The organism is Bradyrhizobium sp. Kon37, assembly GCF_055807535.1.
On record NZ_JBVVOY010000023.1, the window covers coordinates 94,797 to 113,819 of the forward strand.

17 protein-coding genes are annotated in these 19,023 nt (G+C 64.7%); 12 read left to right on the forward strand and 5 right to left on the reverse strand.

Features of this window, described 5'->3' with window-relative positions:
* Positions 1–72 precede the first annotated feature (72 nt).
* From AC0L3J_RS30495 to AC0L3J_RS30510, 4 genes are all read left to right on the forward strand, one after another.
* Positions 73–1,623: an ABC transporter substrate-binding protein gene (locus AC0L3J_RS30495; protein ID WP_473290067.1), complete on the forward strand. Its 1,551-nt coding sequence runs from the start codon at positions 73–75 to the stop codon at positions 1,621–1,623.
* A gap of 203 nt (positions 1,624–1,826) precedes the next feature.
* The gene (locus AC0L3J_RS30500) at positions 1,827–2,798 is read left to right on the forward strand and encodes an ABC transporter permease (protein WP_473349491.1); all 972 of its coding nucleotides are present in this window, start codon (positions 1,827–1,829) and stop codon (positions 2,796–2,798) included.
* Positions 2,795–3,634, forward strand: a complete 840-nt coding sequence (locus AC0L3J_RS30505) for an ABC transporter permease (protein ID WP_018458168.1) — start codon at positions 2,795–2,797, stop codon at positions 3,632–3,634. Before AC0L3J_RS30500 ends, AC0L3J_RS30505 begins: the two co-directional genes overlap by 4 nt.
* 2 nt (positions 3,635–3,636) lie before the next feature.
* Positions 3,637–5,256 (forward strand): ABC transporter ATP-binding protein, encoded by a 1,620-nt coding sequence (locus AC0L3J_RS30510; protein ID WP_473349492.1) that lies wholly within the window; start codon positions 3,637–3,639, stop codon positions 5,254–5,256.
* A gap of 15 nt (positions 5,257–5,271) precedes the next feature.
* Here AC0L3J_RS30510 and AC0L3J_RS30515 read toward each other — a convergent pair whose 3' ends face one another.
* Entirely contained in the window at positions 5,272–5,541 is a 270-nt protein-coding gene (locus AC0L3J_RS30515; protein WP_473290052.1) for a hypothetical protein, read from the reverse strand.
* 344 nt (positions 5,542–5,885) lie between these two features.
* Between AC0L3J_RS30515 and AC0L3J_RS30520 the strand changes: the two genes are divergently transcribed.
* Entirely contained in the window at positions 5,886–6,050 is a 165-nt protein-coding gene (locus AC0L3J_RS30520) for a hypothetical protein (protein WP_197031214.1), read from the forward strand.
* Entirely contained in the window at positions 6,047–6,256 is a 210-nt protein-coding gene (locus AC0L3J_RS30525) for a hypothetical protein (protein WP_027570060.1), read from the forward strand. Before AC0L3J_RS30520 ends, AC0L3J_RS30525 begins: the two co-directional genes overlap by 4 nt.
* Positions 6,257–6,268: 12 nt before the next feature.
* On the opposite strand, the gene AC0L3J_RS30530 is transcribed toward AC0L3J_RS30525, so the two are convergent.
* Both AC0L3J_RS30530 and AC0L3J_RS30535 read right to left on the reverse strand, forming a co-directional pair.
* Entirely contained in the window at positions 6,269–6,559 is a 291-nt protein-coding gene (locus tag AC0L3J_RS30530) for a hypothetical protein (protein WP_473349493.1), read from the reverse strand.
* Between the two features lie 122 nt (positions 6,560–6,681).
* Positions 6,682–7,029 carry a hypothetical protein gene (locus tag AC0L3J_RS30535; protein ID WP_106941691.1) on the reverse strand — a complete coding sequence of 116 codons (348 nt, stop codon included), beginning with the start codon at positions 7,027–7,029 and terminating at the stop codon, positions 6,682–6,684.
* Between the two features lie 132 nt (positions 7,030–7,161).
* On the opposite strand from AC0L3J_RS30535, the gene AC0L3J_RS30540 reads away from it, so the two are divergent.
* The 6 genes from AC0L3J_RS30540 to AC0L3J_RS30565 all read left to right on the forward strand — a co-directional run bounded on the left by AC0L3J_RS30540 (position 7,162) and on the right by AC0L3J_RS30565 (position 17,122).
* A complete protein-coding gene (locus tag AC0L3J_RS30540; protein ID WP_027570057.1) occupies positions 7,162–7,482 on the forward strand; it encodes a hypothetical protein in 321 nt (106 codons plus the stop codon).
* Positions 7,483–7,705: 223 nt separating this feature from the next.
* Positions 7,706–8,431 carry an outer membrane protein gene (locus tag AC0L3J_RS30545; RefSeq protein ID WP_473349494.1) on the forward strand — a complete coding sequence of 242 codons (726 nt, stop codon included), beginning with the start codon at positions 7,706–7,708 and terminating at the stop codon, positions 8,429–8,431.
* A 165-nt stretch (positions 8,432–8,596) separates the two neighbouring features.
* Positions 8,597–10,750: a methyl-accepting chemotaxis protein gene (locus AC0L3J_RS30550; protein ID WP_473349495.1), complete on the forward strand. Its 2,154-nt coding sequence runs from the start codon at positions 8,597–8,599 to the stop codon at positions 10,748–10,750.
* Positions 10,751–10,844: 94 nt separating this feature from the next.
* The gene (locus AC0L3J_RS30555; protein ID WP_456766456.1) at positions 10,845–11,906 is read left to right on the forward strand and encodes an MBL fold metallo-hydrolase; all 1,062 of its coding nucleotides are present in this window, start codon (positions 10,845–10,847) and stop codon (positions 11,904–11,906) included.
* Positions 11,907–12,107: 201 nt separating this feature from the next.
* Positions 12,108–13,337: a 5-aminolevulinate synthase gene (gene hemA / locus AC0L3J_RS30560; protein ID WP_473290036.1), complete on the forward strand. Its 1,230-nt coding sequence runs from the start codon at positions 12,108–12,110 to the stop codon at positions 13,335–13,337.
* 275 nt (positions 13,338–13,612) lie between these two features.
* Positions 13,613–17,122, forward strand: a complete 3,510-nt coding sequence (locus AC0L3J_RS30565; RefSeq protein ID WP_473349496.1) for a PAS domain-containing hybrid sensor histidine kinase/response regulator — start codon at positions 13,613–13,615, stop codon at positions 17,120–17,122.
* A 10-nt stretch (positions 17,123–17,132) separates the two neighbouring features.
* On the opposite strand, the gene AC0L3J_RS30570 is transcribed toward AC0L3J_RS30565, so the two are convergent.
* Positions 17,133–17,636, reverse strand: a complete 504-nt coding sequence (locus AC0L3J_RS30570) for a cytochrome P460 family protein (RefSeq protein ID WP_456766458.1) — start codon at positions 17,634–17,636, stop codon at positions 17,133–17,135.
* A gap of 130 nt (positions 17,637–17,766) precedes the next feature.
* On the reverse strand, positions 17,767–18,798 hold the full coding sequence (locus tag AC0L3J_RS30575; protein ID WP_473349497.1) for an alpha/beta fold hydrolase: 1,032 nt from the start codon (positions 18,796–18,798) through the stop codon (positions 17,767–17,769).
* Positions 18,799–19,023 lie beyond the last annotated feature (225 nt).

A 19,023-nucleotide genomic window follows, 5' to 3' on the forward strand; every position in this document is an offset into this window, starting at 1 on the left:
GGGCCGGGCATAGCTTTGCGCGCCATGACGTGCGAAGCGTTTGCGGCTGGTCTCGCTTGAGAAAGATACGACATGTCAAAACGAGTGTTGCTTGGTGTCCTCCTGGCTTGCGGTCTCGCGGCCCCGGCGCTGGCGCAAGAGCCGAAAGCGGGTGGAGCGATCAATGCCGTGATTCAGCCCGAGCCGCCCGGCCTGATGCTGGCGATGGTCCAGAACGGCCCGGTGCAGATGGTGTCGGGCAACATTTTCGAAGGCCTGCTTCGCTACAGCCCCAAGCTCGAACCGCAGCCAGAGCTCGCCGAGAGCTGGAGTGTCAGCGAGGACGCAAAAACCTACACGTTCAAGCTCAGGAAGGGCGTGACCTGGCATGACGGCAAGCCCTTCACCGCCGCCGACGTGCTGTTCTCGCTCGAGATGCTGAAACAGACGCATGCGCGCGCCCGCAACAATCTCGCGCAGGTCGACAAGGTCGAGGCTCCCGATGACTACACGGTGGTGTTCACGCTGAAGCAGCCGTTCGGTCCGTTCCTCGGCATCTTCGAGGTCGGCTCGATGCCGATGGTGCCGAAGCATCTCTATGAGGGCACCGACTGGAAGACCAATCCCTACAATAACGCCCCTGTCGGCACCGGCCCCTTCATGTTCAAGGAATGGCAGAAGGGCTCTTTCATCCGCCTGGTCAAGAACCCGAACTATTACGAGAAGGGCAAGCCTTATCTCGACGAGATCTACTGGCAGATCATTCCCGACGCTGCGGCGCGCTCGGTGGCGTATGAGACCGGCAAGGTCGACGTGCTGCCCGGCGGCTCGGTCGAGAATTTCGACGTGCCGCGGCTGTCCAAGCTGAAGGACACCTGCGTCACCGGCGCCGGCTGGGAGTTCTTCTCGCCGCTGGCCTGGCTGTGGCTCAACAACCGCCAGGGTCCGCTCGCCGACAAGCGGGTGCGGCAGGCGGTCATGTTTGCGATCGACCGCGAGTTCGCCAAGGACGTGATCTGGAACGGGCTCGGCAAGGTCGCGACCGGCCCGTCGGCCTCGACCATCAAATACTACACCGGCGACGTGCCGAAATACCCTTACGATCCCGCCAAGGCCAAGGCGCTGCTGAAAGAAGCCGGCTACAAGGGCGAGAAGATCCGCCTTCTGCCGCTCGCCTATGGCGAGACCTGGCAGCGCTGGGGTGAAGCCGTGAAGCAAAACCTCCAGGACGTCGGCATGAACATCGAGACCATCGCCACCGACGTTGCCGGCGGCAACCAGAAGATCGGCGACTGGGACTACGACATCGCTTTCACCTATCTCTACCAGTACGGCGATCCGGCCCTCGGCGTCGGCCGCAACTACGTCTCCAGCGCCATCGCCAAGGGCCAGGTGTTCAACAACGTCGAGGGTTACTCCAACCCTGAGATCGACAAGCTGTTCGCCGACGGCGCGGTGGCGACGCCCGACTCCAAGCGCAAGGAGATCTACGAGAAGGCGCAGAAGATCCTGGTCGAGGACGTGCCGGTGGCCTGGATGCTCGAGCTGCAATTTCCGACCATCATGCGCTGCAAGGTCAAGAACCTGATCACCACCGGGATCGGGGTCAATGACGGCTTCAAGGACGCATGGCTCGACAAGTGAGGGTGTGGCTTCCTTCACCTCTCCCCGCCTGCGGGGAGAGGTCGACGCGCTCGCAGAGCGCGGCGGGTGAGGGGGTACAGATCCATCGACATTCTCGCACGTCGAGAGAGGCCCCTCACCCCAACCCTCTCCCCGCAAGAGCGGGGCGAGGGAGCGCACTGCCCCGGCGGCTTCAGGTCACGCTCCAAGATATGATCCTCTAGATGCTCTCCTTTGTCGCTCAGCGTATCGCGAAGGGCGTGATCGTCCTGCTCGCGATCGTCGTCCTCAATTTCTTCCTGATCCGGCTCGCGCCCGGCGATCCCGCCGTCGTAATGGCGGGCGAGGCCGGGGCGAGCGACCAGATCTTCGTCCAGCAGCTCAGGGAGAAGTTCGGCCTGGACAAGCCGCTGCCTGAGCAGCTCTTCATCTACGTCAAAGGCATTGCTACCCTCGACCTCGGCTTCTCCTTTCGCCAGCAGGCACCGGTCGCGAAGCTGATCGGCGAGCGGCTGCCCGCGACATTGCTGCTGACGCTGACGGCGTTCGCGATCTCGCTCGTGCTCGGCGTTCTCTTCGGCACCTTCGCCGCGCGCTTTGCCGGAACCTTTCTCGACACCGCGATCACCGTCTTCGCCCTGATATTCTACGCAATGCCGATCTTCTGGGTGGCGCTGATGGGCATCCTGCTGTTTTCGGTCACCATGGATTGGCTGCCGAGCTTCGGCTACGAGACCGTCGGCGCCAACCTCACCGGCTTCGCTCATGCCGTCGATGTGGCAAAGCACCTGATCATGCCGGCAATGACGCTTGGCCTGTTCTTCATGGCTACCTACACCCGCATGACGCGCGCCTCGATGCTGGAGGTGAAGCGTCTCGACTTCGTCAAGACCGCGCGCGCCAAAGGCCTCTCCGATGCCGTGATCCAGCGTCGCCACGTCCTGCGCAACGCGCTGCTCCCCGTCGTGACGCTCGCCGGCGTCCACTCCGGCACCCTGATCGGCGGCGCCGTCATCACCGAGACCGTGTTCGCCTGGCCCGGCATCGGACGCCTGATGTACGACGCCCTGCTCCAGCGCGACTACAATCTGTTGCTCGGCGTCTTCGTGATCTGCTCCGCCATGGTCCTGATCTTCAACCTCATCACCGACCTGGTCTATCGCCTGGTCGACCCGCGCATCGAATTCACCACATGAAACAGTTCTGGAAATCGATGCTGAGGAGCCCGAGCGGCGTTATCGGGCTCATCATCCTGCTCCTTGCGATCTCGGTCGCCTTGTTCGGTCCGATGCTGTTCCCGAACTCGCCCTGGCGCATGGTGCAGCGGCCCTTCCTGCCGCCGTTCACGCTCGCGACCGTGCCGCTCGGCACCGACGCGCTCGGCCGCGACGTGTTCGCGGGCATGATCTTTGGCGCACGCGTGTCGCTGCTCGTCGGCATGGTCTCCACCCTGGTGGCGCTGGTCGTCGGCGTTCCCATCGGCGCCATGGCCGGCTATTTCGGCGGCAGGGTCGACGACGCCCTGATGCGCTTCACCGAGTTCTTCCAGACCATTCCGAGCTTTGCGCTCGCGATCGTGCTGGTCGCGATCCTGCAGCCCTCGATCTATTCGATCGTCGCCTCGATCGCGCTGGTAAGCTGGCCGCCGGTCGCGCGCCTCGTCCGCGGCGAGGTGCTGTCGCTGCGCACGCGGGAGTACGTCCAGGCCGCGGTGGTCACGGGCCAGAGCAACACCTGGATCATCCTGCGCGAAATCCTGCCGAACACGTTGTCGCCGGTGATCGTGCTGGCCTCGCTGATGGTGGCGACCGCGATCCTGCTGGAATCCTCGCTGGCGTTCCTCGGCCTCGGCGATCCCAATCTGATCTCCTGGGGCTACATGGTCGGTGCCGGCCGTACCGTGATCCGCCAGGCCTGGTGGATCACCGTGTTTCCCGGCGTCGCGATCCTGATCTCGGTGCTCGGCCTCAATTTGATCGGCGAAGGCCTCAACGACGCGCTCAATCCGCGCCTGTCGCGGGAGGGCCGCTGATCATGACCGCACCGCCCGCCATCTCCATCAAGAACTTGCGGATCGCGCTGCCCAAGGGCGCGGAACGGCCGTTCGCGGTCGACGGCGTCTCGCTTGATCTGAGACCCGGCAAGATCGTCTGCGTCGTCGGCGAATCCGGCTCCGGCAAATCGATGTGCGCGCATGCGCTGATGGGCCTGTTGCCTGACACGGTCACCGTCACCTCCGGCGAGATCCAGTTCGAAGGCCGCGACCTGCTCAAGCTCGACGACGACGGCTGGCGCGATCTGCGCGGCCGCCGGCTGGCGATGATCTTTCAGGAGCCGATGACCGCGCTCAATCCGTTGATGCGGATCGGCGACCAGATGGCGGAGATGTTCGAGGCGCACGGGCTGCTCACGCCGAGGGAGCGGCGCGCCAAGGCGCTGGCGCTGGCGCGCGAGGTCGGTCTCCCCGACCCCGAGCGCATCGTACGCGCCTATCCGCACCAGCTCTCCGGCGGCCAGCGCCAGCGCGCCATGATCGCGATGGCGCTCGCGCTCGAACCGGCGGTGCTGGTCGCGGACGAGCCGACAACCGCGCTCGACGTCACCACGCAAGCACAGATCCTGAAACTGATCCGCAACCTCCAGCGCAATCGCAACATGGCGGTGATGTTCATCACCCATGATTTCGGCGTGGTCGCCGACATCGCCGACCAGGTCGTCGTGTTGCGCCATGGCAAGGTGGTCGAGGAAGGCCCCGCCTCGGCGGTCTTCAACGCGCCGCAGCACGACTACACCAAGGCGCTGCTCGCCGCCGTGCCTTCGATGGACCCGCCCGCCCGCAGCCCCCTCGACGACCAGGCCAAGGCGGTCGAGGTGATCGGACTGGACAAGACCTACGTCACCTCGGGCGGCTGGTTTCGCGAGGACCGCCGCGTCGATGCCGCGCGGGAAGTCAACTTCACGATTCTCAAGGGCGAGACGCTCGGCCTGGTCGGCGAATCCGGTTCCGGCAAATCGTCGGTGGCCCGGCTGGTGATGCGGCTGATCGAGGCCGACCGGGGCACCGTGCGGATCGGCGAGACCGATCTCACAAAGCTCGCGGGCAAGGCGCTACGCGCCGAGCGTCATCGCATCCAGATGATCTTCCAGGATCCGTTCGCTTCGCTCAATCCGCGCCGCAAGGTCGGTCATATCATCGCCGACGGCCCGATCGCGGCCGGCACCGATCCGAAAGTCGCGTTCGACCGCGCCCGCGATCTCCTCAAGATGGTCGGGCTCGATGCCGGCGCGCTCGAGCGCTATCCGCATGAATTCTCCGGAGGCCAACGCCAGCGCATCGGCATTGCGCGTGCGCTCGCGCTCGAGCCCGAGATCATCGTCGCGGACGAGGCCGTCTCCGCGCTCGACGTCTCCGTGCAGGCGCAGGTCCTGCGGCTGCTCGAAGACCTCAAGGCCCGCCTCGGCCTCTCGATGCTGTTCATCACCCACGATCTACGCGTTGCGGCGCAAATCTGCGACCGCATCGCCGTGATGCAGCGCGGCGTCATCGTCGAGCTGAAGCCGACCGCGCAGCTGTTCGCAGCGCCCGAACATCCCTATACGCGCGAGCTGCTCGGGGCAGTGCCGGGGCGCAAGGAGCGCGCGCCGGCAGCGTAAGTCAGCCGATTGCGGCTACTTCGGTCGAGGATTGGTGTTGTTCCAGGTGGGGACTGAGTTTGTTACGCCGACGGAGGGCTGGTTGGACGTTCCGACCGACGGCGCTGTCACGGTCCCGACAGTCTGCCCGGAACTTCCGATAGTCCCTTGCTGTACCGGCGCTCCGGTGCGTCCGCTCGTGCTGCCTGGTGTACCTGTCGCCGACGTCTGTGCGTTGACAGCGAGTGGCGCTGCGGCCAATCCGAGAGCAATGAGTGCAGCAATCGAGTGTTTCGTTGTTGTCATGGCTGATCCTTTCGGGCGGTCTCTCAATCGCAATGCCGTTTGTCAGGCGCCCGTGCATTGAGTGATCTTACAACTCCGCGCGCGAGGAAATGTGCCGCAAGGCGCTCACACGGCAGGGCTCAACTCGTCATCACGATGCTGCGAAGCGGTCACGGCCCGAACAGATGCGCCGCGAGACCGGCGCATCGCTGAAGGTATCGCGCTCCCCCTCAGGAACGGAATACTCACGGGCTTTTTATCCCTCGTGACCGCCCGCACGGCTGCAAAGCCGAAGCCGGCACCCCACATCTGGATGAAATGATTTCCATCATGTGATGATGGATTGAGAATCGATTGGAGCCGATATGGGCCAGGTTATTGAGTTTGTCTCGAAATCCGAGCGCGAGCGCATTCGCCTCATCCAGGAAGCGCGCGCGATCTACGACAGCATCTTCCCGCCGGCTGATCCGGTAGGCGAACGATCTAGCGGAGCCTCCGCGCGTCGCAGCGACGGAGGCAACCTCGCGTGATCAAGATCATCGCCGTGCTCTGCAACCTCGCCTCTCCAGCGAACTGTCATGAGCAAACCGTCACCACGTCCGACTTCGCCGACGTCTCGATGCAATCGTGCCTGATGGGTGCGCCACAGCTCGCCGAATGGATGAACCAGCATCCGGCCGAGCGTCTCGCCGGATGGCGCTGCGTGATCGGCCAACAGGTCGGCCGGGGAATTTAGGATCGGGCGCGCCTATCGGATGGGCGGGTTGGTGTTGTTCCAGGTCGGGACTGCGTTGGTCACGCCGACCGACGGCCAATTATACGTGCCGATCGACGGCGCCGTGACCGTCCCGACCGACTGTCCGCTCGACCCGTAGGCTCTGGGCTGTGCTGCCAACGATCCGGCGCTCCCATAGCCCGGAGCCACCACGCCGGTGCTGTAAGATCGGCTTGACCGGTGCTTCTTGGCTTCAGCCGCGAGCGGCGCGGCAAGCAGCCCGATGGTGACGAGGGCGGCAATGGCGGATTTGATGCTTGTCATGGCTGATCACTTCATTCTGCGGCCCCCTGGGCATCTGTTCATTCAGCGGCGGATTTCCATGGGCACCCCATTCATAACTTCGTGCGCGGGCGAAGGTGCCGCGGGCCGGTCGCACGGCATGATCAGCGCCGCCGCGGACGACAGGCCTTGCGGTTGTGGCGCTCCTTGACGGTCGCAACCGAGTGCATCAGCTCCTTGAAAGCCGCGACTGCCTTGTCATCGCCGAGTGCACTGTCACCGAGCGCTTCCAGATGCTCAATGACCACGAGCAGCGCATCCGCGACCTGACCGATCTGCTTGCCGTAACTGCCGACATCCGACAGCAGGTCCTTCTCGACATCGGGCGCCGAAGATTGGCCCACCGTGATGTTCACGAGACCGAACTGGCCGCCGGCCGGGCTGAAGAACGACGTGATCGGGTTGATGGATTGAACGACGTCCCCCGACAGAGGCAGCTTGAACACCGGCATGCGGTTTTCCTTTCCTGGCTGAGCCCGGCGGGGGGGAGACTAGCACGCCCGCCCGCTCGCATGCCCCGCCTTCGGATGGACCCGAATCAGCGCTAGTGCATTCACCTCATCGACTTCGCGTATTGAGGCAATATGACCGGTCCCGAACTGAAGCAACTCCGCAACGATCTCTCGGAGGTCCTCGAGCGCAAGCTCACCGCGGCCGACATGGCCCGGCTTTGCGGATTGCCGGAGAAGGGCGGCGCCGACACCATCCGACGCTGGGAAGTGAGCGGCCCGACACCGTCGGCGACCAAGGTGTTGCGCGTGCTCGCGATGGCGAGCGAGCGCTATCCGATCCTGGAGAAGTTCGACGTCTTCGATCGTCATGACGTACGCGAGGAAGACCGGCCCGCAAAGCGCGCTGCATTCCGCGAACAGATGCGCGATGAGGCGCGGCGCCGTCTTGGTTAACGAGATGCGCGCGCAAGTTACCTTGATAGCGCCGAGTTAAGCCTTCCTTCACCACTTCTTAAGCGGCCATTAAGCACGAAAATCATTTACAGCCCAATAAGTTAGGTTGGCTGCGGCTGTGCCACGGATGTGACAGCATTTTCGTCAAAAGCGAGCTATCTGCAGAACCAACGACGGCGCGGAAAGCGCGCCTGCCGGGGACCTAAGTGTTGGAGTTTGGACGATGAAGAAGATTCTGTTTGCAACCGTTGCGCTGCTCGTGGTGGGCGCTGCCGCACCGGCAGTCGGTGCCGATCTCGGTAACCGCAACTACTATAAGGCGCCCGCGCCCGCCTATGCCTCACCGATCTACAACTGGACCGGCTTCTATATCGGCGGCCATGTCGGCGGCGCGTTCTCCAGCGACAACAATTTCAGCGGCCTCTCCACCGGCAACAACGGCAACGGCCGTTTCCTCGGCGGTCTGCAGGCCGGCGCGGACTGGCAGTTCAACCCGAACTTCGTTGTCGGCGTCGAAGGCCAGTATTCCTGGCTCTCCGGCAGCGTCGGCGCGGTGTTCCCGGGCGGCGTCGCCTACACCAACGACCAGCGTGGTCTCGGCTCGATCACCGGCCGCGTCGGCTACACCTGGGGCCCGGGCCTGCTCTATGTGAAGGGCGGCTACGCTTATTCGGACAACAACGAGAAGGTCACTGTCGGCGGCGTGCCGGCGGCCTTCGTCATCACGGGCGATCACCGCAACGGCTACACCGTCGGCGCCGGCCTCGAATACATGTTCGCCCCGAACTGGTCGGCCAAGGCCGAGTACCAGTACTACAATTTCGGCGACGCGCACTTCACAGGTGGTCCGCTGGCGGGCACCGGCAACTTCACCACCGACGACCACACCATCAAGGCGGGCGTCAATTACCGCTTCAACTGGGCCAACTCGGCGGTCGCGCGCTACTGAACGGTTATCAAAACCTTATCATGATGAAGGGCCGGCATCGTTGCCGGCCCTTCTTTTTTTCGCTGTGCGGAACGTACGCAACCAATTGAGCGACTTGCGATTTTTTAACCTGACCCGAGGATACTCCGCGGCGAAAATATAAAGATCACGCGTGGGGGAATTTCGATGGCGATCCGTCTGGGCCTTGGCCGTTTGCTTGGTCGTATCCGGCCTCGTTTCAAAATGCCGACATGGGGCGTGCGCGGCAGCCTGTTCACGGCCTTCGCGGTGATCGCGGGCATGGGCCTCGTGATTGCAGCCGGCGCCGGCTTCGTCTTCAACCATCTCGGCAGCACTATGATGGACCTGAGCGGCCGCGACATCCCGCGCCTCTCCGCCAGCCTTCAACTCGCATCGCAAAGCGCAACGCTCGCGGCACAGGGGCCGGGCCTCCTGGCGTCGCCGTCCGATGAGGCGCTGAACGAACGCACTAAGAAGGTGCAGGAGATCCAGCAGCTCGCCATGGCCAAGCTTGGCGAGATCATCGAGCTCGGCGCCGACAAGCAGATCGCAACCGCGCTGCGCGAGACCGCCAAGAGCATCGACGAGGCGACCCAGAGCCTGGTATCGGCCGCGCGCGAGCGGCTCGATGCCGGCGCGGTGCATGACAAGCAGTATGAAGCGCTCCGCAAGGCGCAGCTCACCTTCGTCGGTGCGGCCGGTCCTGCCATGCTGGATGCGCAAACGCGCCTGAACGCGATCCTCGGCGCGGCGGAAGTTTCCGCCGACGATGCCACCGAAGCCGCCCGCACCGTCTCCCAGGTCGCGACCATCTCCGCCAACGGCAATCTGATGGCCGCCGACATGATGGCGGCGCTGTCGGCCAACAACAGCGATACGCTGGAGGCGATCGAGAAGGAGTTCAAGGCGACGCGCGACCGCGTCAAGTCGAATCTCGAGGACCTTCCGAACATGGCCTCGATGCAAGCGGTGCGCGACACCGTGCAAAAGCTGTTCGCCTTCGGCGAAGGCAAGTCCGGCGTGTTCAAGATCCGCCAGAAGGAGCTCGACGCCATCGACTACGGCCAGACCATTCTGGACGAGACCCGCAAGCTCAATGTCGGCCTCGGCATCAGCGTGCAGCAGCTGGTCGAGGGCGTGCAGAAGGAGACCAACGCGTCGACCTTCCAGGCGCGGCATGAGATCTCGCTCGCGACCACCGCGATGCTGGCACTCGGCGCTCTGACGCTGGTCGGCTCGGCGCTGTTCGTCTGGCTCTATGTCGGCCGCAACATCCTGCGCCGCATTCGCGAGCTTCAACGCGCCATGCAGTTGCTCTCTGCAGGCGACCTCGACACCGAGATCGTCCGCTCCCGGCAGAACGACGAGATCGGCGCGATGAAGGAAACGCTGACGGTGTTCCGCGACAGCATGATCGAAGCTCGCGCGCTTGCCAGCGAGCAAGACAGGGATCGCGTCGCCAAGGCCGAGCGTGCGGCGCAGATGGAGGCGAAGATTGCAGAATTCGAGGGCGCGGTCCGCACCGCACTCGACAATCTCGCGCAGTCGGCCAATTCTATGCAATCGACCGCGCAGAGCATGTCGACCACGGCAGACCAGTCCAATGCACTGGTGAACGCGGTTGCCTCCGCAGCCGAAGAGACCTCGGTCAACGTACAGACCGTATCGTCAGGCACCGAGCAGCTCTCATCCTCGATCGAGGAGATCAGCAAGCAGGTCGTGACCTCGGCCGCGATCGCCAGGAAGGCGGTCGACGAAGCCGGCGCGACCGATGCCACGGTGCAGAGCCTCGCCGACAGCGCGAGCCGCATCAGCGTGGTGGTCGACCTGATCCAGACCATTGCCTCGCAGACCAATCTGCTGGCGCTCAACGCCACCATCGAGGCGGCGCGCGCGGGCGAAGCCGGTCGTGGCTTCGCGGTGGTCGCCTCCGAGGTGAAGAGCCTCGCGAGCCAGACCGCGAAAGCGACGGAGGAGATCCGCAGCCAGATCGCCAGCATGCAGTCAGTGACGACTTCGGCCGTCGGCGCCATCCAGGGCATCGGCCGGATCATCGGCGAGATCAACGACGTCACCACGACGATCGCCGCTGCGGTCGAGGAACAGGGCGCGGCGACACGCGAGATCGCCCGCAACATTCAGCATGCGGCCGGTGGCACCAGCGAGGTTTCCAGCAACATCGTCGGCGTCTCCACGGCTTCGGCGGAAGCCGGCGCAGCGGCCAACGAAGTGCTCGGCGCCTCCGACGCGCTCCGCCGCGAAGCCGACATGCTGCGCGGAGAGATCGACGCGTTCCTCAACAACATGCGGGCGGCGTAGGGGCCGTTCCGTAACCCGGAATGACCGCTATGCGGGCCGCGCCAGCGTCCTTTTTCGGCTGGCGCGCCGTGACGAGCGGGTTTAAGCCGGTAGCATGAACGCAAAGACCGACACCGTGCAGTCCTCCGCCGACGCCCTGCGCTATCCCTGGGAACAGCATCCCGGCCCCGAACAGGTCGTCGAGGTGAAGCCCGGCGTGTTGTGGGCGCGGCTGAAGCTGCCGTTCCGCCTCAACCATGTGAACATCTACCTGCTCGCCGACGGTGACGGCTATGCCATGATCGATGCCGGCTTCGGCAATGAGGAGACGATCGAAGCCTGGACGAAGCTGTTCGACGGGCCGCTGAAGGGCGTCAACATCACGCGCCTGATCGTGACCCATTCCCATCCCGATCACGTCGGTCTCGCCGGGTGGATCGTCGAGCGGTTCAACTGCCCGCTGGTGATGTCGCAGGTCGAATATCTGCAATCGGTCTATCACCAGAACCGCGGCACCGAGGAGCGGCAGGAAGCGCAGCGGCTGTTCTTCCGCCGCCACGGCATGGACGAGTCACTCACCGAAAAACTGCTCGGCCGCGGCCAGGACTATCTCAAGCGCGTCTCGGTGCTGCCGCCGTCCTACCGCCGCATCTCGCATGGCGAGGACGTCGTGATCGGCACGCGCCGCTTCAAGGTGATCACCGGCGGCGGACACGCGCTCGACCAGGTGATGCTATATTGCGCCGACGACAAGCTGTTCCTCTCGGCCGACCAGGTGCTGAGCAAGATCTCGCCGAACGTCAGTGTGTGGGCGGTCGAACCCGACCAGAATTCGCTCGGCGAATATCTGGCCTCGCTCGCCAGCCTCACCACGACGCTGCCCTATGACGTGCTGGTGCTGCCCGGCCACGGCGTGCCGTTCTACGGGCTGAAGACCCGCATCAAGCAGCTCGCCGATCACCACGAGGAGCGCTGCCGCCTGATCGCGGAAGCCTGCCACGAGGTGCCGCAGACCTCGCGCGCCCTGGTGCCCGTGGTGTTCAACAAGCACGTGCTGGACGAACACCAGATGGGTTTCGCCGCCGGCGAACTGGTCGCGCACGTCAACTACATGATCGTCGAGGGCCGGCTGACGGCGGAGATGAAAGACGGCGTGTTGCAGTTCAGGACGACCTGAGGGCTGCGCTCAATGCACCGGATGGTGCAGAGCAACATCGCATCTCGCGCGAACTTGATCCGGATCAAGTTTCAAATCGCACGATAGGGCATTTTGCCCAAATGCCCCGCAGGTCCAAATGTGGGATAGCGCATAGACATTGGAGCTGGAAAAGCTCTAAGGATATGCGGGTCTTTGGTCGGTTCCGCTGCAGGTTTGACGATGGATTACGCCCAGTTCTTCACTTCCGCCCTTGATCGTCTCCACACCGAGCGGCGCTACCGCGTGTTCGCCGATCTCGAGCGCATTGCCGGCCGGTTCCCGCATGCGCTGTGGCACTCGCCGAAGGGCAAGCGCGACGTCGTGATCTGGTGCTCCAACGATTATCTCGGCATGGGCCAGCACCCGAAGGTGGTGGGCGCGATGGTCGAGACCGCGACCCGCGTCGGCACCGGCGCCGGCGGCACCCGCAACATCGCCGGCACGCATCATCCGCTGGTGCAGCTCGAGGCCGAGCTCGCCGATCTCCACGGCAAGGAAGCCTCGCTGCTCTTCACGTCCGGCTACGTCTCGAACCAGACCGGCATCGCGACCATCGCAAAGCTCATTCCGAACTGCCTGATCCTGTCCGACGAGCTCAACCACAATTCGATGATCGAGGGCATCCGCCAGTCCGGCTGCGAACGAGTCGTGTTCCGCCACAACGACCTCGCCGATCTCGAAGCGCTGTTGCAGGCGGCGGGCCCGAGCCGACCCAAGCTGATCGCCTGCGAGAGCCTTTATTCGATGGACGGCGACATCGCCCCGCTCGCCAAGATCTGCGACCTCGCCGAGAAGTACGGCGCGATGACCTATGTCGACGAGGTCCATGCGGTGGGCATGTATGGCCCGCGCGGCGGCGGCATCGCCGAGCGCGACGGCGTGATGCATCGCATCGACATTCTCGAGGGCACGCTCGCCAAGGCGTTCGGCTGCCTCGGCGGCTACATCGCCGCCAACGGCCAGATCATCGACGCCGTGCGCTCCTATGCGCCCGGCTTCATCTTCACCACCGCGCTGCCGCCGGCGATCTGCTCGGCCGCGACCGCCGCGATCAAGCATCTGAAGACTTCGAGCTGGGAGCGCGAGCGTCACCAGGATCGCGCCGCCCGGGTCAAGGCGATCCTCAACGCCGCCGGGCTGCCGGTGATGTCGAGCGACACCCACATCGTCCCGCTGTTCATCGGCGATGCCGAGAAGTGCAAGCAGGCTTCCGACCTCCTGCTCGAACAGCACGGCATCTACATCCAGCCGATCAACTATCCGACGGTCGCCAAGGGCTCCGAACGCCTGCGCATCACGCCCTCGCCCTATCACGACGACGGCCTGATCGACCAGCTCGCCGAAGCCCTGCTGCAGGTGTGGGACCGCCTGGGTCTGCCGCTTCGCGAGAAGTCGCTGGCGGCGGAGTAGATCCGGGTCGTCCTGGCGAAAGCCAGGACCCATTACCCCGACTGTGAATTGTTGCGGCTTGCTGGGGCCATTGGGGTGCCCATAACCGTGTCCTGTGGTTATGGGTCCTGGCTTTCGCCAGGACGACGCTGGGGGTTTGCACCTTAACGACACCCCCAGTTCCCGCGCCCCCACGACATTTCGCTGTCGCCTCCACCGGCCCAACGCGCTAGATTTACGGGGAAAATGAGATCGGGCGCGGCCAGCGCGCGCGCCCCGGGAGAAGCACGCTCGCCATGCTGCACGATTGGGGCGTGATCGCCGCCGCCTTCGGCTATATCGGCTTTCTGTTCCTGGTGGCGAGCCATGGCGACCGCCGCTCGCGGGCCGGGCGCGGCCGCGCCTCGGGGCTAATCTATCCGCTGTCGCTGGCGATCTACTGCACCTCCTGGACCTTCTTCGGCTCAGTCGGCTTCGCCACCCGCACCTCCACCGACTTCCTCGCGATCTATGTCGGCCCGATCCTGATGATCGGGTTAGGGGCCGGCGTGCTCCGCCGCGTGATCCAGCTCGCGAAAGCTCACAACATCACCTCGATCGCCGACTTCATCGGCGCGCGCTATGGCAAGAGCCAGGCGGTGGCGGCTACGGTCGCGCTGATCGCGATCATCGGCTCGGTGCCCTACATCGCGCTCCAGCTCAAGGCGGTCGCCTCCTCGCTCGAAACCATCCTGAGCGAAGACCAGGCCTTCTCCCACATCCCGATCGTCGGCGACGTGGCGCTGATGGTGACGCTGGCGATGGCGGCCTTCGCAGTGCTGTTCGGCACGCGGCAGACCGATGCCACCGAACACCAGCACGGCCTGATGCTGGCGGTCGCGACCGAATCCATCATCAAGCTGGTCGCCTTCCTCGCCGCGGGCATCTTCGTCACGTTCTGGATGTTCTCGCCGCACGAGCTGATCGAGCGCGCGATGAAGACGCCGGAGGCGGTGCGCGTCATCAACTATTCGCCGTCGATCGGCAACTTCCTGACCATGACGCTGCTGTCGCTGTGCGCGATCATGCTGCTGCCGCGCCAGTTCCACGTCAGCGTCGTCGAGAATTCCTCGGACGCCGAGGTCGGACGCGCGCGCTGGCTGTTTCCGCTCTATCTCGTCGCCATCAATCTGTTCGTGATCCCGATCGCGTTCGCAGGCCTCGTCAGCTTCCCGTTCGGCGCCGCCGATCCTGACATGTACGTGCTGGCGCTGCCGATGGAGGGCGGCGCGGATCTGCTCAGCGTCGCCGTCTTCGTCGGCGGCCTGTCGGCGGCGACCGCGATGGTGATCGTCGAATGCGTCGCGCTCTCCATCATGGTTTCGAACGACCTCGTGGTGCCCCTGGTGCTGCAACGACGGCCCGAGGGGCGCACCGGCGGCGCCGATTTCAGCGACTTCCTGTTGCGCTCGCGCCGGCTCGCGATCTTCGCCATCATGGTGATGGCGTATTTCTACTATCGCGCGCTCGGCAACACCCAGCTCGCGGCGATCGGGCTGCTGTCTTTTGCCGCCATCGCCCAGCTTGCACCAAGCTTCTTCGGCGGATTGCTGTGGCGGCGCGCGACCGCGCGCGGCGCGATCGGCGGCATGCTGGTCGGCTTCGCGGTGTGGCTCTACACGCTGTTCATCCCGAGCTTCATGGATACGTCGACGGCGGGCATCCTGCTGCTCCAGCACGGCCCGTTCGGGATCGAGGCGTTGCGGCCGCAGGCGCTGTTCGGCGCCGATTTGCCGCCGCTGATGCACGGCGTGGTCTGGTCGCTGTCGCTCAACATCCTCACCTACGTGCTGTTGTCGCTGGCGCGCCGGCCGTCTTCGATCGAGCTGGTGCAGGCCGATCTGTTCGTCCCCAACACCCTCGCGCCGATCTCCCCGAACTTCCGGCGCTGGCGCACCACCGTCACGGTGCAGGACATCCAGACCACGGTGGCGCAATATCTCGGGCCCGACCGGGCGCGGCATTCGTTCGAGGCCTTCTCCGCGCGGCGCAATGTGCGGCTGGAGTCCGGGGCACCGGCCGATTTCGAGCTGCTGCAGCACGCCGAGCACCTGATCGCCTCCTCGATCGGTGCGGCCTCATCGCGTCTGGTGATGTCGCTGCTGCTGCGCAAGCGGACGGTCTCCGCCAAGGCTGCGCTCAAGCTGCTCGACGATTCCCATGCGGCGCTTCATTTCAACCGCGAGATCCTCCAGACCGCGCTCAACCATGTGCGCCAGGGCATCGCGGTGTTCGATGCCGATCTGCAACTGATCTGCTCCAACCGGCAGTTCGGCGATCTCCTCAACGTTCCCCCGCATTTCATCCAGTTCGGCACGCCGTTGCGTGAAATCCTGGAATTCATGGGCGTGAGCGAGCCGGCCGATCCGATCGAGCGCGAGGCCATGCTGGAGCGCCGGCTGGTGGCTTACACCACCGACGGCGAGCCTTATCTCGAGCGTCTGCCCGACCGCCACATGGTGATCGAGATCTTGACGAACCGCATGCCCGGCGGCGGCTTCGTCATCACCTTCACCGACGTCACGCCCACGTTCGAGGCGGCGGAAGCGCTCGAGCGCGCCAATGCGACGCTGGAAAAGCGGGTGCGCGACCGCACCGAGGAGCTGACCCGGCTGAATTCCGAGCTGGCTCTGGCCAAGAGCGCGGCCGAAGACGCCAGCATCTCCAAGACGCGCTTTCTCGCCGCCGCCAGCCACGACATTCTCCAGCCGCTGAACGCGGCGCGGCTCTATGTCACGAGCCTGGTTGAGCGCCAGCACAGCGGCGAGGAGACGCGGCTGGTCGAGAACATCGACGAATCGCTCCAGGCGATCGAGGAGATCCTCGGCGCGCTGCTCGACATCTCCAGGCTCGACGCCGGCGCGATGACGACCTCGATCTCGAGCTTCAAGATGGCCGATCTGATGCGCTCGCTGGAGATCGAGTTCGCGCCGATCGCACGCGCCAAGAATCTGGCGCTCGTCTTCGTGCCGTGCTCGCTGCCCGTCGAGTCAGATCGTCTCCTGCTGCGGCGGCTGCTCCAGAACCTGATCTCCAACGCGATCAAATATACCCCGCGCGGGCGCGTGCTGGTCGGCTGCCGCCGCCGCGGCGCCTCGCTGAAGATCTGCGTCTACGACACCGGTGTCGGCATCCCGACGGTCAAGCGCAGCGAGATCTTCAAGGAATTCCACCGCCTCGAGCAGGGCGCGCGGATCGCCCGCGGCCTCGGCCTTGGCCTGTCGATCGTCGAGCGGTTGGCGCGCGTGCTCAAGCACGACATCGCCATCGATTCCAATGTGGGCGGCGGCTCGGTTTTTTCCGTGACGGTGCCGACGGCCAAGGCGATCACCCACACCGCGGCCGTGACCAGCGCGACGCCGCTCGCACGCACCTCGATCTCGGGGACCCTGATCGTCTGCATCGAGAACGACGCCGCGATCCTCGACGGCATGCGCACGCTGCTGAAGGCCTGGGACGCCGAAGTGATCGCGGTCGCCGATCCCGAGGGCGCGATCGCCGCGATCGAAGCCGCCGGCCGTCGCGTGACCGGCCTGCTGGTCGACTACCATCTCGACCGCGGCAACGGCATCGCCGCGATCCGCGACATCCGCCGCCGCTTCGGTGACGGCATTCCCGCGATCCTGATCACCGCCGACCGCAGCCCCGCCGTACAAATGGCGGCGCGCGACGAAAAGGTCGCGGTGCTCAACAAGCCGGTCAAGCCGGCTTCGCTCCGCGCCCTGCTCGGCCAATGGCGCACGCAGCAGATGGTGGCGGCGGAGTGAAACTCCGCGCTCAAGGCGCAAGCCTCGTAAACACGTAGTCGCGACTCTTCACACGAGCTTCGTGGCACGCGAAGCAGGTGCGATGCTGGGCCTCGTCGACCGGCTTGCCGTTCACAAAGCGACCAAATCCCCAGCCGCCGGTCGAGGCATATTTTTTGGAATCCTTAACCATCACCTGGACGGTGGTGGCCTCACCAGGAATCGTCGCCGACGAAAATTCGGGCGACTGTTTCCGCTTCCAGGCACGCTTCACCAGAATTGTGCCATCCGGGAACGGAAGCTTGCCGCCTTGATAGGCATCAATCGCGGTCCTGTTGCCGATGACGGCACGCAGCTCGTCCAAGGGAGCCGCCTCCTCGGCCGGCGCGATCAGCTCCCACCGCTTGTAGCCTTCCGGGACAGTGACGCCGAAGATCGGCGAGGCCTCCGCCGGGCCCTGCGCGAATGCGATCGTGACCAGATACGGCACGCAGGTCAGGACAACGACGAGGAGGAGCACGGCCAGCACGATCATCGCCGTAGAGGATGGAAATTTTGACTTCTCGGATTTCATTTTCGCTGATGCTTCATTGAACTGCGATCGCATGTCAGGCCTCGGTCCAGCCTTTCCGGCCCCTTGCCGGACCGAGGTGCTGCCAAAATCCTCAGGCGCCGCCGTCGGCGTCGATGACGGCCTTGGCAAAGGCTTGCGGTGCTTCCTGCGGCAGATTGTGGCCGATGCCGCCGGTAATCAGGCGATAGTCGTAGCGGCCCGAGAACTTCTTGGCGTAGGCGCTTGGATCGGGATGCGGCGCGCCGTTGGCGTCGCCTTCCATCGTGATGGTTGGGACGCTGATCACCGGAGCTGCCGCAAGCTTCCTTTCGAGCTCCTCGTATTTGACTTCGCCCTGGGCGAGCCCGAGCCGCCAGCGGTAATTGTGGATGGTGATCGCGACGTGATCCTTGTTGTCCAGCGCCGCCGCGCTGCGGTCGAAGGTGGCGTCGTCGAACTTCCACTGCGGCGAAGCCAGCTTCCAGATCAGTTTTGCGAAATCATGCGTATACTTCTCGTATCCGGCGCGGCCGCGCTCGGTCGAGAAGTAGAACTGGTACCACCATAGCAGCTCGGCCGACGGCGGCAGCGGCGCATTGCCTGCAGCCTGGCTGGAGATCAGATAGCCGCTGACCGAGACCAGCGCGCGGCAGCGCTCCGGCCACAGCGCGGCGACGATGTCGGCGGTGCGCGCGCCCCAATCGAAACCGGCGACCACCGCTTTCTTGATGTCGAGCTTGTCCATCAGCGCGATGATGTCGGCGGCCATTGCTGCCGGCTCGCCGTTGCGCGGCGTCTCGGCGGAGAGGAAGTGGGTCGAGCCGTAACCACGGAGATAGGGAATGATGACGCGATAGCCGGCCTTTGCCAGGATCGGGGCGACGTCGACAAAGGCGTGAATGTCGTAGGGCCAGCCGTGCAGTAGGATCGCGACGGGGCCGCTGGCGGGACCGGCCTCCGCGTAGCCGACGTTGAGGACGCCGGCATCGATCTGCTTGATCGCGCCGAATGACGCATTTGTCAGGGCGGAGCGCGGCGTTTCCGATTCGGCGCGGGCGCGGCCGATCACGCCGAGGCCGGTGGCGACGGTTCCGGCGGCGATGCCGAAAAACTGGCGGCGGTGCTGATCGATGCTCTGTGTCATGGTGCTGCTCCCTCGTTGATCGGTCGTGCACTGACTAGCAGCGGCGGCCGCGAGACACCCGTTTGGAGTTGTGAGAAGTTGTGAGGCTCCGGTTCCAGCATCTGCGGCCCGACTGTGAGACGGCACGAGAGTGGAGTGTGGCACACGTTCTCTCCACATCGTCATTGCGAGCGTAGCGACTTGTCCGCCGAAGCTTTAGCGAAGGCGGAAGCAATCCAGAATCCC